This window comes from Chryseobacterium sp. PTM-20240506 (genome assembly GCF_048296755.1).
GTDB classification, from domain to species: domain Bacteria; phylum Bacteroidota; class Bacteroidia; order Flavobacteriales; family Weeksellaceae; genus Chryseobacterium; species Chryseobacterium proteolyticum.
Map to the genome: position 1 here is coordinate 3,465,335 of NZ_CP182581.1, position 15,915 is coordinate 3,481,249.

11 protein-coding genes are annotated in these 15,915 nt (G+C 37.8%); all 11 read right to left on the reverse strand.

The genetic code is table 11. The features are described from left to right. Positions 1 to 35: 35 nt before the first annotated feature. On the reverse strand, positions 36 to 2,297 hold the full coding sequence (locus ACNFU2_RS15450) for a T9SS type B sorting domain-containing protein (RefSeq protein WP_273650450.1): 2,262 nt from the start codon (positions 2,295 to 2,297) through the stop codon (positions 36 to 38). Positions 2,298 to 2,415: 118 nt separating this feature from the next. Next, positions 2,416 to 4,677: a T9SS type B sorting domain-containing protein gene (locus ACNFU2_RS15455; protein ID WP_273650451.1), complete on the reverse strand. Its 2,262-nt coding sequence runs from the start codon at positions 4,675 to 4,677 to the stop codon at positions 2,416 to 2,418. 187 nt (positions 4,678 to 4,864) lie between these two features. Next, on the reverse strand, positions 4,865 to 5,341 hold the full coding sequence (gene rnhA, locus ACNFU2_RS15460; protein ID WP_273650452.1) for a ribonuclease HI: 477 nt from the start codon (positions 5,339 to 5,341) through the stop codon (positions 4,865 to 4,867). Positions 5,342 to 5,379: 38 nt separating this feature from the next. Further along, entirely contained in the window at positions 5,380 to 6,966 is a 1,587-nt protein-coding gene (gene dnaB / locus ACNFU2_RS15465) for a replicative DNA helicase (RefSeq protein ID WP_273650453.1), read from the reverse strand. 157 nt (positions 6,967 to 7,123) lie between these two features. After that, the gene (locus ACNFU2_RS15470) at positions 7,124 to 9,184 is read right to left on the reverse strand and encodes a gliding motility-associated C-terminal domain-containing protein (RefSeq protein ID WP_418122228.1); all 2,061 of its coding nucleotides are present in this window, start codon (positions 9,182 to 9,184) and stop codon (positions 7,124 to 7,126) included. Between the two features lie 113 nt (positions 9,185 to 9,297). Then, complete coding sequence (locus ACNFU2_RS15475; protein WP_172282275.1) at positions 9,298 to 11,373, reverse strand: gliding motility-associated C-terminal domain-containing protein; 2,076 nt, start codon at positions 11,371 to 11,373, stop codon at positions 9,298 to 9,300. Between the two features lie 25 nt (positions 11,374 to 11,398). Next, complete coding sequence (locus tag ACNFU2_RS15480; RefSeq protein WP_273650455.1) at positions 11,399 to 12,016, reverse strand: hypothetical protein; 618 nt, start codon at positions 12,014 to 12,016, stop codon at positions 11,399 to 11,401. 89 nt (positions 12,017 to 12,105) lie between these two features. After that, positions 12,106 to 13,341: an MFS transporter gene (locus tag ACNFU2_RS15485; RefSeq protein WP_273650456.1), complete on the reverse strand. Its 1,236-nt coding sequence runs from the start codon at positions 13,339 to 13,341 to the stop codon at positions 12,106 to 12,108. A 92-nt stretch (positions 13,342 to 13,433) separates the two neighbouring features. After that, the gene (locus ACNFU2_RS15490) at positions 13,434 to 13,796 is read right to left on the reverse strand and encodes a hypothetical protein (RefSeq protein ID WP_172282280.1); all 363 of its coding nucleotides are present in this window, start codon (positions 13,794 to 13,796) and stop codon (positions 13,434 to 13,436) included. Positions 13,797 to 13,865: 69 nt separating this feature from the next. Continuing rightward, positions 13,866 to 15,365 (reverse strand): GH3 auxin-responsive promoter family protein, encoded by a 1,500-nt coding sequence (locus ACNFU2_RS15495; RefSeq protein ID WP_172282282.1) that lies wholly within the window; start codon positions 15,363 to 15,365, stop codon positions 13,866 to 13,868. Positions 15,366 to 15,491: 126 nt separating this feature from the next. After that, entirely contained in the window at positions 15,492 to 15,773 is a 282-nt protein-coding gene (locus ACNFU2_RS15500) for a hypothetical protein (RefSeq protein WP_273650457.1), read from the reverse strand. Between the last annotated feature and the right edge of the window lie 142 nt (positions 15,774 to 15,915).

A 15,915-nucleotide genomic window follows, 5' to 3' on the forward strand; every position in this document is an offset into this window, starting at 1 on the left:
GATTCTTTATTTTTTTATATGGTTGGTTATTTTTATTAATCTCTGTTTTTTACCAGAATCCAGCCGGAATATTTAATCGCTGTATTCTTTTTATCGTTTTCATTCCATGAAACTGAATACCAGTAGCTGCCCGTAGAGACTTTTCTGCCTGCTATTGTTCCGTCCCATTTATATTTATTGGATTTGTCACCCTGGTGAATCTTAGCTCCATACCGGTCATAAATATTAAAGACAAGGTTTTGTTTGTGAGCTAATGCAGAATAATCTATAACGTCATTTACTCCATCTCCGTTTGGCGTAATCACATTGATTATGTTCGGAACAGTTACGCTAATATCTATAGGCTCACAGTCGTAAGCGTCTTTTACATATATGTGGCTTTCTCCCCTCGGAAGATTAGTGAATACATTAGAATCCTGCCAGTTGATATTGTCTAATGAGTATTGGTATGCTGGTGTTCCGCCAATAACATTGACCGTCATTGTGGTGCCAGATATGTCTACATTAGTAATAACAGGTTGTTCGGAAGGGTGGACAGTCACACTCTGAGTAGTGGTGCATTCACCGGTTTTGAGCTGTACCCAATAGACACCAACACCTACATTTGTGATAGCCTGGGTAGTCGCTCCCGTGCTCCACAGGTAAGAAGCGAAACCTGGGCCGGCATCAAGAGTTGTTTTGTCCTCAATACATATTGTTTTATCTTTTAAAACTGCAGACAGTACAGGTGCTAGTACAACTAATGTAACCTTAGCAACGGAATAACATCCGTTTGCATTATTGGTAACTCTAATATAAGCGACACCGTTAGGGGCGATATAAGCTGCAGGTGTGGTAATTTCATTTGTTCCGTTTAAAGCATCGGTTAATGATGGGTAGTACTTTTTGCTGACGCCAGCTTGTGTCGTTACTGAAGCAGCTGTAAGATTAAATGAAGCTGTTGCCGGACTTGTTTCTATAAAACAGGATCTTAATGTAGCATCATTGACAACCACAACAGGGTTGATGGTGAGTGTAATTTTTGCCACATCTACACAGCCTTGTGGAGTTGTAACTCTTACATATACTGAACCGGCAGGTGATGCATAGGCTGTAGGGTTTACTATTTCGTTAGTTCCCGCATTTAGGTCTGTCAAAGACGGGTAATATTGTTTAGTAACGCCTGGAACAGTAGTAACGGCAGCTGTTGTCAGGTCAAATATTGCGGTTCCTGCATTATTATTGTTGCAGCCTGTTAATGTTACGTCATCCGCAGCAAAAGGAGTAGGATTTAGTTGAATAACCCCATCGCCATTATCACATAAAGTGGAAGAAGGGTCTCTTACTACTACCGTAATTGTTGTGGGTCCGGAATATTGGAAATTTGTAGGATTGGCAATTGGAGTAGAGTTTCCTAAAACATAATAAGTGAAAATATAATTAGCCGGAATATTTACAAATTGCGAATTATATGAGGTTAAATCCACTGTCCCGTTTCCTGTCGCAGGATTAACACAAACAAACGGTGTAACGGTGCTTTGTAAAATGGGAACCTTATCCACAAATATTTTAGCATTTTTTATTGAATGTCTTGCACTGGCTCCCCCTGTGGCTGCTGAAAATCCAAAATATCCTTGAGTCATACCAATTGCTCCTCCTGAGGGGGCAAATGACTGATCCACAATTAAGACTCCGTCAATTCTTACCTTTATAATCCAGCTGGTGGGATTGGCAAGGTCTGTTTCACCATTTACCTCTACATGTTTATAGGTTGAGCCAACAAATGGCTGTGTAGGATTAAGATCCGGGGAATGAAAAGTGCTTCCCGGAGTGTTGTTATATTCAATGTTATTGTTAAGGGAGTTGTTGGTTCCATATAAAATATGAACTTTACTCATTTGTCCTTCTGTAGTATTGTTGAAAATATCAAATCCTACCATTAAGCCCGATGCATTAGCCGGAATTCCAAGGCCGCCTCCTGAAACGAATCCTGTAGGAGGATTAGCTAAATACCAGAAGGTAAATCCATCTCCTCTTCCAAACTGTGCGGTTCCGTTTCCATCAATTCTGAAGTCAAATTCTACTTTCCATTTATCACAATATCTTAAATTAATAGGACTGGCTAATTTTATAGCTCCATATAAGTTTCCCTGATCAGCAGTAAGTTGTATGAAATCAGTATTTACGTTTGCACTTGAAACAAGATCCCATCCCGTAGTATTGACGGGATTTCCTGAAAGTTGATAAGTCTGGGATAGAAGATTTCCGGGTAGATTGGTTAAAAGAACAAAAAGGCAGAAGAGTAAAAGTTTTTTCATTTGGAGTGGGTGAAATAAGGAGTTGTTATTTATTCATTTATTTAATTTCGGATGCTTTCTTTAAAATAGTGATTTGTATTGAAAAGACCACTGCCAATGCTGGAGTGGTCTTTTTTTGTTAGTCCCTATTTTTAACCAATACCCAGCCGTTATAGTTTGTTTGAGTATTGTTTTTGTCATTTTCGTTCCAGGAGATGGTGTACCAATATGTTGCAGTAGGTACTTTTTTACCACTTGCGGTACCATCCCACTTGTAGTTTCTTAATTTGTCAGCTTCGTAAAGCTTATTTCCATATCTGTCGTAAACGATGAATATCAGATTCTTTTTATAGGCTAAAGCAGAATAGTCAATATAATCGTTTACATTATCCCCATTTGGAGTAATTGCATTAATCAGGTTCGGTACAGTGATTTGTACATCAATAGGATCACAGTTATATGAATCTTTAACAAATATTTTATGCTCTCCTCTGGATAAACCGGAGAATACATTAGAGCTTTGCCATGTTGTACCGTTTAATGAGAACTGATATGGGGGGGTACCTCCATTTACATTAATTGTAATCGTGTTATTGGTAATATCAATGCTTGAAATCACCGGTTGAGGTGCAGCTTGTACTTTTACAATCTGACTGGTGAAGCAACTTCCTGTTTTAAGCAGAACCGAATAGATTCCCACCGGAACATTTTGTATGGATTGAGTGGTTGCACCGGTGCTCCATAGATAACCGTCAAAACCTGGGCCTGCATCTAATGTTGCAGTTTCGTCTATACATATTGTCTGATCTTTAAGAACAGTTGATGGAACAGGAGGTAAAACAACAAGGGTAATTTTCACAATGGTGTAACAATTATTTCCATCAATTACTTTTACATAGACTACAGCATTTGTAGATACATATGCTTGCGGATTTACAATTTCATTCGTTCCGCCCATTGCGTCTGCTAAAGTTGTGTAGTATTTTTTTATTGCTCCGGCCAGTGGTGTTACATTGGCAGTGGTCAGGTTAAATAAAGCGGATGTTGTATTGGTGTCAATGAAACAGGAGCGAATAGTATCATCATTAGCGACTACTTCAGGAAGAAATGCCAGCGTTATCTGAGCTGTTCCTGTACAACCTTGTGGTGTTGTCACTTTTACATATACGACTCCCGGAGCAGATATGTAGTTTGAAAAGTTAGTGATTTCATTGGTTCCTGCGTTGAGATCAGACAGTGTTTTGTAATATTTCTTAACGGCTCCCGGTACTCCCGTTACAGCTGCAGTACTTAGGTTAAATGTTGCTGTCCCGGCTTTATTGTTGTTACAAGCGGAAATAGTTACATTATTTGCTGTAAAAGGCGCCAGAACCAACTGAATCTTTCCGTCGGGATTATCACAAAGGACACCTGCATTGTCTTTAATAACAACAGAGATTGTTGTATTGGTATTGAATTGATAGTTGGTGGGGTTAGCAATAGGCGTTGAACTCCCTATTACATAGTATGTAAATGTGTAATTGGCCGGGGTATTCACAAACTGTGAATTAAAGGTTGTAAGATTGACCGTGCCATTTCCTGTTGAAGGATTCGGGCATAAGGATTGGGTAACTGAGTTCTGTAAAATAGATACTTTGTCTGTATAGATTTTTACATTTTTTATGGAACTCCTCACTGAAGCCGCTCCCGTAGAGGCTGAGAATCCAAAGTATCCCACTCCCATTGAAGCTGCAGCACCTGCAGGTGCAAATGATTGATTAATGACTGATGTTCCGTCAATTTTCAGGTTGATAATCCAATTGGCCGGAGTAGCAGGATCCACCTGTCCGGTTACTTCCACATGTTTGTAAGTAGCTCCCACCAAAGGAATGGTAGACGTAAGATCAGGTGAGTGAAAGGAGCTTCCGACAGTATTGAAATACTCGATATTATTTGTGTCAGTAGTATTTTGAACCACACCATAGGCAAGATGAACTTTATTCATCTGTCCCCCTGTAGTATTATTGTAGAGGTCAAAGCCGATCATAAGGCCGATTGCATTTTGCGGAATTCCCAGACCTGAGCCTAACTGGCTGGTTACTGGAGGATTCTGTAGATACCAAAATGCAAAACCGTCTCCTCTTCCCGACGACGTTCCGTTACCGTCAAGTCTGAAATCAAACTCGATTCTCCATTTATCACAGTACTTCAGGTTGATAGGATCGTTAAGTTTGATTGCTCCTGATTTGTTGGTGAGATCATCAGTCAGCATAACAAAATCTGTGTTAACTACGGCAGAAGGAACAACTGTCCACCCTGTCGTATTCACAGGATTTCCGGTGAGCTGATAGGTTTGGGAAAAAAGATTTCCGGATAAACAGGATAAAAGTATAGTGAAATAAAATAGTAGATTTTTATTCATTAATTAGGATGTTTAAAAATTGGACATGTAAATATATTAAATCCTAAGTAATAAATATGTGTTCAGTGTTAATTTTGCAGAAAATATTAATGATTTTTTAATAAAAGTTAATTTGGATAGTAAAATAACTAAATTATTTAACAGAATAATTGAATTTGATAATGGGGTGCTTTTTGATTCTTATTCGTTAAAATAGAGAATTGTTTTCAATATTCTCAAAATAGGTGTCTATTTCTAAATCAGAAGAAGCTGCAGCTGCAACCGCCAGCTTATCACACAGCTCATTTTCAAAATGACCGGCATGCCCTTTGATCCAATGCATTTTAGGAGTATATTGATTGTAAAGAATAACAAACCTTTTCCAGAGATCGGGATTCTTCACATTTTTCCACCCTCTTTTTATCCAGCCGGAAATCCAGTTTTGGTTGATCGCGTCTGCTACATATTTGCTGTCTGTAAAAATATGGATATCGTTTTCTGTTGACTTTAGCTTTTCCAGAGCCGTAATTACTGCCAGAAGCTCCATCCTGTTATTCGTTGTTTTACGGAATCCTTTAGAAAATGTTTTTTGATAATTCTTTTCCGGAACACGCATGAGAATTCCATAACCTCCTTTTCCGGGATTTCCACTGCATGCTCCGTCTGTATAAATCTCAATTCTCAAAATTTCAGAAATTGTCTTTTCTTATCAGTTCAACATCATTAAAAAGGGAAGTCGTCATCATCATCAAAATCATTCATCGAAGATCCTGACAACTGGGAGTTGTCCGGAAGATCAAATGCTGCCCCCGGCTGAATGGTTGTTTTTATCTTATCAAAACCACTAGGTTCATTCGAATTAAAACCTGAGGGATAACCTGGGTTTCCACCCGTTGCTGCTTCGATATCTCCGAATTTTGCAAAATGTTTAAGGAAAGATAATCGTACATCGGCAGTAGCACCGTTCCTGTGTTTTGCAATAATAAGCTCAGCCTGATTTTCAGTCGAAGTTTCCTGGCCTTCTTCATCATTATCCCAAACCGTGATCTTATAATATTCAGGTCTGAAGATGAAAGATACGATATCAGCATCTTGCTCAATCGCTCCCGATTCTCTAAGATCTGAGAGCTGAGGTCTTTTCCCCGGACGTGTTTCCACACTTCTTGAAAGCTGGGAAAGTGCAATAACAGGAACATTGAGTTCTTTTGCAATTGCTTTTAATGAACGCGAGATCATAGAGATTTCCTGTTCACGGTTTCCTGTCCCTTTTCCACCTCCTCCTGCGGTCATAAGCTGAAGGTAGTCGACCATGATAAGCTTTACACCATGCTGCATTACAAGTCTCCGGCATTTTGCCCGGAAATCGAATATAGAAAGTGATGGAGTTTCGTCAATGAAAAGCGGAGCGTTTTCCAGTTCGGATACATTGGAAAACAATCTTTGCCATTCTTCATCATCTAAGGTTCCCTTTCTTAATTTTTCAGAAGAAATTCTGGTTTCAGAAGCAATCATCCTTGTAATAAGCTGAACAGATGCCATCTCGAGAGAGAACAGCACCATTGGGATTTTATATCCTACCGCAATATTTCGAGCCATGGAGAGAAGGAATGCTGTTTTTCCCATCGCAGGACGAGCCGCGATAATAATAAGGTCGGAATTTTGCCAGCCTCCGGTTTCTTTATCCACATCCCTAAATCCTGAGGGTACTCCGGAAAGTCCTTCTTTGTCTTTCAGGGATTTAATTGTATCGATAGCCTGCTTTACTAAAGAATTTGCAGTATCAAAGCCTTTTTTGATGGTCCCGTTGGTGATTTCAAAAAAAGATTGTTCTGCTTTATCCAGCAGCTCAAAAACATCCGTGGATTCTTTATATGAAGAGTCTATAACGTTTGCTGAAACATTAATCAGACTTCTCAAAATATATTTTTCTAGGATAACACGAACGTGATATTCTATGTGAGCTGAGGAGCTTACTCCCATGGTGAGATCAATAATATAATGATCCCCTCCTGCTGAATTTAATTTGTCTTCCTTTTTTAAGTCTTGTATAATAGTCATTAAGTCAACCGGATGGTTGGCTTCATATAATTTCAAAATGGTAGCAAATATCACCTGATGTCTGGGATCATAAAATACCTCCGGGGTAAGAAGGTCGATGGAATGGTCAAGACCTTTTTTATCAATTAAAAAAGTTCCTATAATCAATCTTTCAAAATCCACTGCATTAGGAGGCATTTTTCCATCTGCAATTGACAATTCTTTCGCAAAATTTCCATGCGTAAGAGATGATAATGTTTCTTTCTGCGCCATTGTGCAAAGATAGTTTATTTAAAAAAAAATTAAAAAATAGTAATCAACAAATTATTCTTAAGGGTTATTAAAATACCACCAATAAAAGATAAGCAATGTTAATAAAAAAATCACCTCAATTTTGAGGTGATTTTTTAAATCCTATTTATAATTTCAATTATTCTCTATTTTTTACCAATATCCATCCGCTATAATTCGTTTGAGTATTGTTTTTATCATTTTCATTCCAAGAAATGGTGTACCAATATGTTCCGGTAATCACTTTTTTACCGCCGGTAGTTCCATCCCATTTGTAGCCTCTCAGTTTGTCAGCTTCGTACAATTTATTTCCATATCGGTCATAAACGATGAATACTAAATTTTTCTTGTATCCAAGCTCAGAGTAATCTACGTAATCATTTACATTATCTCCGTTAGGTGTGATGGCATTAATTAAATTAGGAACTGTCACTTGAATATCAATCGGAGTACAATCAAAAGAATCCACTACATATATTTTGTTTTCCCCTCTAGGAAGTCCGGTAAATACGTTAGAATCCTGCCAGTTGGTACCATCCAGTGAATATTTGTATGGTGGTGTTCCTCCTGAAACATTTACAGTAATTGTATTGTTTGTAATGTCTACACTGCTGATCACTGGTTGTTGGGAAGCCTTTACACTTACTTGCTGTACTGTATAGCAAATTCCTGTTTTAAGTTTTACCCAATAACTTCCTATCGCAACGTTTTGGATAGATTGTGTTGTTGCTCCTGTGCTCCACTCATATCCGTCAAAACCAGGCCCCGCATCCAATGTTGTAGTATCTTCAGGGCAAATAGTAATGTCTTTTAAAACCGCCGATTTTACCGGAGGAAGAACTTTAAGGGTGATTTTAGCAATAGCATAACACATATTTGCGCTGAATACCCTTACATAAACATTTCCATTGGCAGAAACATAAGCCGTAGGATTAGCAATTGGATTGGTTCCGCTTACTGCATCGGCCATGGTTGCATAAAATTTCTTCGTGATGGGTGTCTGGCTTGATACGTTAGCTGTTGTTAAGTCAAATTTTGCTGTTGTAATATTGGTGTCAATATAGCAGGATTCAATTTCTGCATCATTAACCACTACTACCGGAAAGAATTTCAAGGTGATTGCCGAGTCGTCTGAACAGTTTTCAGGCGTTGTTACTTTTACATATACTGTTTTTTCTCCTGAAACGTAAGCGGCAGGATTCATAATCTGGTTGGTTCCTGCATTTAAATCGTTCAATGTAGGATAATATTTTTTTGTCGCGGTGCCAGAATATGTATTGGCCAACGTCAGGTTGAATGTTCCTGTCCCCGCACCATTATTATTACAAGCATAAATGGTATCGTCACTTGCTACAATATTTCCCTGCCTGAATTTAAATTTCCCTGTCTGGAAACAGCCGTTAATCGGATTGTTAGGGTTATTCGGATCTGTATATTTTAATCGGTAGTAGTAGATCGTTGTAGCATCTACCATCGTAGGGCTTGGTAATGGGTTTGATCCCGTTATCGCATCATTTACATTATCATGATAAGTAACGGTAAAATTTGCATTTCCATTTAGAATCCCTGTTGTTAATGAGTTGAAGTCAAATGAAGTTGGCAAAGCACACTTCAGGATTTCATTTGGAGAATCCGGAGTAGGACCAGGTACCCCAGGTGTAATAAATGGATTCGGTGTTACTGCCGGATCATTAAATGCTGAAGTTAAAGTAGCTGTTCCACCCCATGTCATGGAAAAACCATGTGCTGTGTGTGAGTAATTATCAACAATCAAATAATAAGTTTCTCCGGCAACTACGTCCATATATGCACTCATAGCCTCATCAGTGTTTGTGCCGGTAAGTGTGAGACTTAAACCAGTTGGTCCGTCTGCAGGAGAATAATTACATCTGATTGGTGGGCTTAAAGCGCCACATGTTTGATTAGGACCATAAACACCAAAGTCATAGTCATCAGAATACTGATTAGGAGTAATAAGGAATGTTAAAGTTCCTGAAGTGGCTATGGTAAAAGAATACCAAACACTATAATGCTCGTCAGTGGCCAAACATCCCATTAAGTCTTCCTGAATATTACCATGACCACTAGGGGTGTAGGAAATATCAGAATTTCCACATACGGGAATTGCAGTGATACAGTCCGACTGTGAAAAATATATTTGATAAGTAAATAAAATAAAAAGAAGTAAGAATTTTCTCATTTTAAAATGAATTTAATGTAACAAAAATAGCGAAAATAACAAGATAATTGGATTATAGTTCGCTCGAATTAATAAAAACCGCTTTTTTAAGCGGTTTTTATCAAAAAATATGACTATTCTCTGTTTTTTACCATAATCCAACTGGAGAATTTGATAGGTGTATTTTTCTTATCATTTTCGTTCCATGTCACAGAATACCAGTAAGTTCCTGTTGAAACTTTTTTGCTTCCGTTGGTAGTACCATCCCATTTGTAACCATTCGTTTTGTCAGCCTGGAATATTTTTGCACCGTATCTGTCATAAATACTTAATATCAGGTTTTGCTTTCCTGCCAGTGCAGAATAATCAATCACATCATTCACACCATCATTATTAGGAGTGATCACATTGACTAAATTAGGAACAACCACATTGATGTCAATCGGTTCACAATCATAAGAATCTTTAACATAAATATGATTATCTCCTCTTGGTATATTATTGAATACATTAGAATCTTGCCAGTTGATGTTATCCAATGAATATTTATATGGCGGAGTACCTCCGATTACATTTACAGTAATCGTATTTGTTGCTATATCAACATTGGATATAACAGGTTGCTCAGATGCATAAACTGTTACAGTTTGGTTGGTAGTACATTCCCCGGTTTTCAATTGTACTGAATAAGTACCAACAGTTACATTACTGATGGTTTGTGTCGTAGCACCTGTGCTCCATAAATACCCGTCAAATCCAGGTCCTGCATCTAGTGTAGTTGTATCTTCCATACAGATTATTTTATCTGCAAGGACTGTAGATTTTACTGGAGGTAATACGATCAGATTTACTTTTGCAACAGTATAACAATTATTTGCATTGGTCACTTTGATATAAACCACACCATTCGGTGCAATGTACGGAGATGGCGTAGTGATTTCGTTGGTTCCGTTAACAGCGTCTGTCATGGATGGGTAATACTTTTTAGTAATACCCGGCTGTGTTGTTACTGAAGCAGCTGTAAGATTGAAAGAAGCCGTTGAAGGATTCGATTCAATGAAACAAGATCTAAGGGTAGCCTCATTTACCACGACTACAGGATGGAATGCTAAGGTGATTTTTGCAGTAGTGGTACATCCGAATTGTGAAGTTACCAGAACGAAAACATTACCTCCTGCAGAATTATACTGATATGGATTCGTGATCTCATTGGTTCCTGCATTAAGATCTGTAAGGGTAGGATAGTATTTTTTTGTCACGGTTGGGTCGGCAATTACAGCAGCAGTAGTCAGGTCGAATATAGCAGTACCCGTATTGTTGTTATTACATTCTGTTAATGTGACATCAGTCGCTGTGATAGCTCTTTGTATAAATTTGAATTTACCCGGAATCCTACACCTGTTGATAGCACCTGAAGGGGCATTTGGATCGGAATAACTAATGGCGTAATAATAAATATCAGTAGTGTTGACGGTTATAGGCGTTGTTATCGGATTATTACCTGTAATTGCATCGTTTGCGTTAGTATAATAAGTTACTATGAAGTTTGGGTTATTGTTTATAATTCCTGCAGATAATGAATTAAAATTAAAAACTGCCGGATTTGAACAGATAATAACCTCTCTCGGATCATTAGGTGTTGGCCCTGCGCTTCCTGGCTCCATAAAAGGATAAGGTTGGAAAGCATTGTTGAAAGGGGAAACCAAAGTTGCAGTTCCTCCCCATGTTAATACGAAACCATTTGCAGTGGATAAGAAATTATCAACAACCATATAATAGGTCTGGCCAGCTACAACATTCATGTAAGAACAGAATGGCGGGCCTCCTCCATTTTCTGATGTTCCGGTTGCGGTCATATTTAAACCGGTAGGGCCATCGGCGCCGGAATAGTTACATCTTATGGGAAACCCAAGATTTGCACAAGTAACATTCGGGCCATACACAGCCCAGTCGTAATCGTCAGCGAAAACGTTTGGATCGATATTAAATGTCAATGTTCCTGATGTGGCAACCGTAAAAGTATACCAGATGGAATAATGTTCCATGCTTAGACAGTCTCCCAGTACTTCGTGGATGTCTCCAGGTCCTGTAGGGGTGAAAGAAATAGGTGTGTTTCCGCAAACCTGCACATTTCCACCACAGTCAGAGCTGGATTGGGCAAAACTTATCTGAGATATAATTATCAGAAAAATAAGTAGAACTTTTTTCATTTTGATCAGTTTAAAATTTTAATTCTTATTTATTTGAAATTAACTGTCTGCCCCATGTTGGTGCAGCACTGCCCATAGAAGTTTTACTGTCAAATCCGTTTTTTGCTTTTTGAAGTAGTACATCAGCGTCAGCTTGATTTCCTGATTTTTCTTTTATTCTTGCCTTTAGAATGGCAAGCCTTGGATTGTTTGGAGAGGTAGCCTCAGCTTTTGCGACTGCCTGAGAAACAATTTCCATATCCTTTTGTGTGTCACCTGATGGACTCACCTGCATTTTCTGGAAATATAGCAATCCTAACAGAATATTAGCTTCGGCATTGTCCTGCTGAGCATTAAATGCCCCTTTTGCAAATTTTCTGGCGAGAGCGTTAGCGCCCGGAAGATCTTCATGCATGGTTTGATTTAGCTGAATCTCTGTTTTAAGATACATAGAAACTGCGGCATAATAATAAGCTTGCCATCTGTCATTCTTTTTGTATCCTGTGAATTTGGAAAATTTTTGGAAAAGGTTGTCGTAGTCGGCTTTTGTTTTAGCTGTATTTACTTGTGATATAGATTGTTGGAAGTCTTTTTCTGAGTAGGTTTGGGCGTTTACCCAAAAGCCAGCCAAGAAGAAGCCTGAAATTAGTAGAAATTTTTTCATAAGGGGGGATTTTATACGACAAATATAAAAAATTATTAAATTTTAATTAATGTTTTTAAGTTTTATTTAATATAACGTGGAATATGTGTTTAATATTGCATTTTTCGTAGCTTAGGATTCGTACTTCCGACAAGTAAGGCAATAAGAACCGTCATACTTCCTCCGAATACTACCGAACGGACCACGCCCAGTAGTTTTGCAGATAACCCACTTTCAAATTGTCCCATTTCATTGCTGGACATGATAAAAATTGAATTAACACTGAGTACACGTCCCCTTATATGATCAGGTGTTTTCAATTGTACAATGGTTCCACGAATTACAACGGAAATACCATCCAGCATTCCACTCATCACTAAAAACATAAATGATAACCAGTATATATGAGAGAGTCCGAATCCTATAATACAAAGCCCGAATCCGGTAACCACACCAAGTAATATTTTTCCCTGATTTTTTCTCAGTGGAACAATGGAGAGAATGGTGATGATGCACATGGAGCCAATATCTGAGGCTGCATTAAGAAGCCCGAAACCTTCAGCTCCCACCTTTAATATGTCGGTAGCATAAACCGGGATCATGGCTACGGCACCTCCAAACAGTACGGCGAACATATCCAGACATAATGCTCCTAAGATTTCTTTAGTTTTGAAAATATACGAAATACCTTCCCTCATACTTTCCACAACATTAATATTCCCTTTTTTATATTCAGAAAATTGTTTTTTCAATTGCCAGAAAAATAACGAGGCGATAAAAATGAGCAGGATGATAACCACAAGAGTCCATTTTACGCCAAAAAAACCAATAAGGAAACCTCCTATGGCGTGACCACAAACAGAAGATATTAGAAATGTAGCTTGATTAAGGGTGACAGCATGAGGAAGATTCTCCTTTTTTACAATCTTAGGAATCATCGAGGGAACGATGGGACCAATAAACGCTCTTGCAATTCCCGTAAAAAAAATCACACTATAAATAAAATAGGTGATCTGATGCCCGCTAAAATGCATTTCAACATTGAAAAAAGCTGGAATAAGCAGGAGCCCGATGAGAAAAATATAAGCATAGTTGCAAATGAGCAAGAGTCGCTTTTTTTCATTCATATCAATTACGTGTCCTGCATATAGTGCGCAACTGACAGCCGGAATTACTTCCGAAAGACCAATTAATCCTATTGAGAAAGGATCTTTTGTTAACTGGTACACCCACCACCCCAATAAAGTGGCAAGCATTCTGAAGGCTAAAACAATGAAAAATCTTCCGGTAAGTAGATTTCTGAATTCAATATTTTCTAAGGTTTTTAAGGGAGTAAAGGAAATCATACGCAAAAGTAGCTCTAAATATTTATTTAGAGCTACTGAGAAGTTGATTTTTCAAATGATAAATCAAATGTATTTTGAAAGATAAAATCTATTTAGTCTGCCCTTGAAGCACTCACTACGATGGCCGCAGCCGCGGCTGCACCGATAAGCACTGCTCCTCCTGTTACCCTTGCTCTTGATCTGTCTTTTACGGCAGCAACATTGGATTTTGGAATAATTACTTCTGTACTGTCTTTTTTACCTGCTGTTCCTACGATATTATCACCCTGGATATTACGGAATAACATTTTTTGTTTTTTAGAACCGTCTTTCATAGTGACAATGTATATTCTTCCCGCTTCCAGATTAGAATAATTATTTTTTGAAATATCTTCACTGTACTTTGTAGTAGCACATGAAGAGATTAAAAATAAAGAGGTAAGTAAAGATGATTTTAAAAGTACAGATGCTTTCATTATTTTTATTTAGTTTTTCAAATTTATAATTTTTTTTGAATATTTGTTTTTGGAATTGAAAAAATGTAATTATAATTTGTAAATTTCCAATAAATCAGCAATTTTTCTGTCATTTGCCAATCTTGGTATTTTATTTTGTCCTCCCAGTTTGCCCTGAGATTTTGCATATTCCTGAAATGCATTTTTTTTCAGAAGCGTAATGTGCAGCTTTTGCAAGATGTTTCCTGAAATAAGATCATCATAGTAGGTGTTACGTTTGCGTAGCTGATTATCCAGTTCATCCTTGAAAAGTTGAAGGTTTACAGGTTCTTTTTCGAATTCGATCAACCATTCATGATATGGGAGTCCGTCAATGGGAGTTACCTGCGGAGCCAGATGGAACTCTGTAATCTGAGCGGGAAACTTTTCTAAAGTGGCTTTGATGGCTTCCTCTACTTCGTAAGCTATGACATGTTCTCCAAAAGCGGATGTAAAATGTTTTGTTCGCCCACTTACTAAGATCCGGTGAGGATTTTTGCTGATAAATCGCACAACATCCCCGATAGAGTAAGCCCAAAGTCCGGAATTGGTTGTTAATATCAAAGCATAATCCTTATTTAGTTCAATATCCTTTAGTGTTAATCTTCGGGCATCCGGTTTCCCGTATTCCTCTAACGGAATGAATTCATAAAAAATACCATGATGGGTAAGAAGGAGTAGTCCTTCTTTGGTATAGCTATCCTGAAACGCAAAAAAGCCTTCTGAAGCAGGAAAGGTTTGGATGATATCAACCGGTCCGCCCAGAAGATCCTCCATTTTATCACGATACGGCTCATAGTTTACTCCTCCGGTAACAATAAGCTGAAGATTTGGAAAAAGTTGTTTGATCTTTTTACCATGCTTTTCAGTAAGCTTTTCAAAATACATGATGAGCCATGGCGGAATTCCCGATATCAGGGTCATATTTTCTTTCTCTGTTTCTTCTACAATTTTATCAACCTTGGTTTCCCAATCTTCAATGATATTCGTTTCCCAGCTTGGGAGACGATTTTTTTGCAGATAGTTAGGAATGTGGTGGGCTACAATGCCTGAGAGACGTCCTGTCTTTATTCCGTACACTTCTTCAAGAACAGGGCTTCCCTGCAGGAAAATCATTTTTCCATTGACGAAATCAGCGTTTTTTTTCTGGGAAATATAATGGAATAATGCACTTTGAGCTGCTGCTACCTGAAAGGGCATCCCTTCTTTTGAAATGGGAATGTATTTAGATCCAGAAGTTGTTCCCGAGGTTTTGGCAAAATATTGGGGCGTTTCAGGCCAAAGGATATTTGCTTGTCCTTTTTTTACCCGTTCGATGTAAGGCTTTAAATCTTCATAATCGGATACAGGTACTTTTTTCTGGAAGTCTTGTACAGACTGAATATTTTCGAATTGATGTTCTCTTCCAAAAAGAGTCTTTTTTGCAGTATCAATCAGTGATAAAAGCAATTTTTCCTGATCCTTTTCTGCATTCTTTTTGAATTCTTCGGCTTTTTGGACATGTTTTTTTGCCCAGGCCAGTGCTATATTTTTCTTTAGGAAGCTTAACATGGTTCAAATTTATAAATAACTAAATAATCTGAGAATACTTTTATGGAATATGAAATAAAAAAAACCGATGATAGCCCCATCGGTTCTTCGAAATTTGATTATGAAAATAACAACTATATGTTGAGTTTATTTGTTGGCTTTATACCTTTTATCTGGTGTGCCGTCTTTTTTTAAATGTTTGTTTGCTTTGTATCTTTTATCAGGAGTTCCGTCCTTTTTCATTTTCATTCCATTTGAAGTAGCAGCAGATTTAGTTTCAGTTGCTTTCAATGTTTTTGGCGCTTCCTGAGCTTTCAAAGTTTTCGGAGCCTGCTGAACAGTTTTAGTTGCAGTTGCCGGAGTTGTTTGTTGAGCAGTTGCAAGACCTAATCCTAAGATTAATGACATTGCGGTTAATAATTTTTTCATAGAATTACATTATTTTGGTTTTGTTGAGTAAAGGTATGCAAAAATCGTACAGATAGATCTAGTATATAGAAACTTAACTAAAGTTTATTACAGATTAAAAAAAGATTAAATGATCGCAGATATTAAAAGAAAAAACCTGTTT

Bases quoted from the DNA above. Each gene is read 5' to 3' on its own strand.
- ACNFU2_RS15490 (WP_172282280.1), bottom strand. From the start codon at position 13,796: ATGAAAGCATCTGTACTTTTAAAATCATCTTTACTTACCTCTTTATTT.
- ACNFU2_RS15470 (WP_418122228.1), bottom strand. From the start codon at position 9,184: ATGAGAAAATTCTTACTTCTTTTTATTTTATTTACTTATCAAATATAT.
- ACNFU2_RS15455 (WP_273650451.1), bottom strand. From the start codon at position 4,677: ATGAATAAAAATCTACTATTTTATTTCACTATACTTTTATCCTGTTTA.
- ACNFU2_RS15495 (WP_172282282.1), bottom strand. From the start codon at position 15,365: ATGTTAAGCTTCCTAAAGAAAAATATAGCACTGGCCTGGGCAAAAAAA.
- ACNFU2_RS15450 (WP_273650450.1), bottom strand. From the start codon at position 2,297: ATGAAAAAACTTTTACTCTTCTGCCTTTTTGTTCTTTTAACCAATCTA.
- ACNFU2_RS15480 (WP_273650455.1), bottom strand. From the start codon at position 12,016: ATGAAAAAATTTCTACTAATTTCAGGCTTCTTCTTGGCTGGCTTTTGG.
- dnaB (WP_273650453.1), bottom strand. From the start codon at position 6,966: ATGGCGCAGAAAGAAACATTATCATCTCTTACGCATGGAAATTTTGCG.
- ACNFU2_RS15500 (WP_273650457.1), bottom strand. From the start codon at position 15,773: ATGAAAAAATTATTAACCGCAATGTCATTAATCTTAGGATTAGGTCTT.
- ACNFU2_RS15475 (WP_172282275.1), bottom strand. From the start codon at position 11,373: ATGAAAAAAGTTCTACTTATTTTTCTGATAATTATATCTCAGATAAGT.
- ACNFU2_RS15485 (WP_273650456.1), bottom strand. From the start codon at position 13,341: ATGATTTCCTTTACTCCCTTAAAAACCTTAGAAAATATTGAATTCAGA.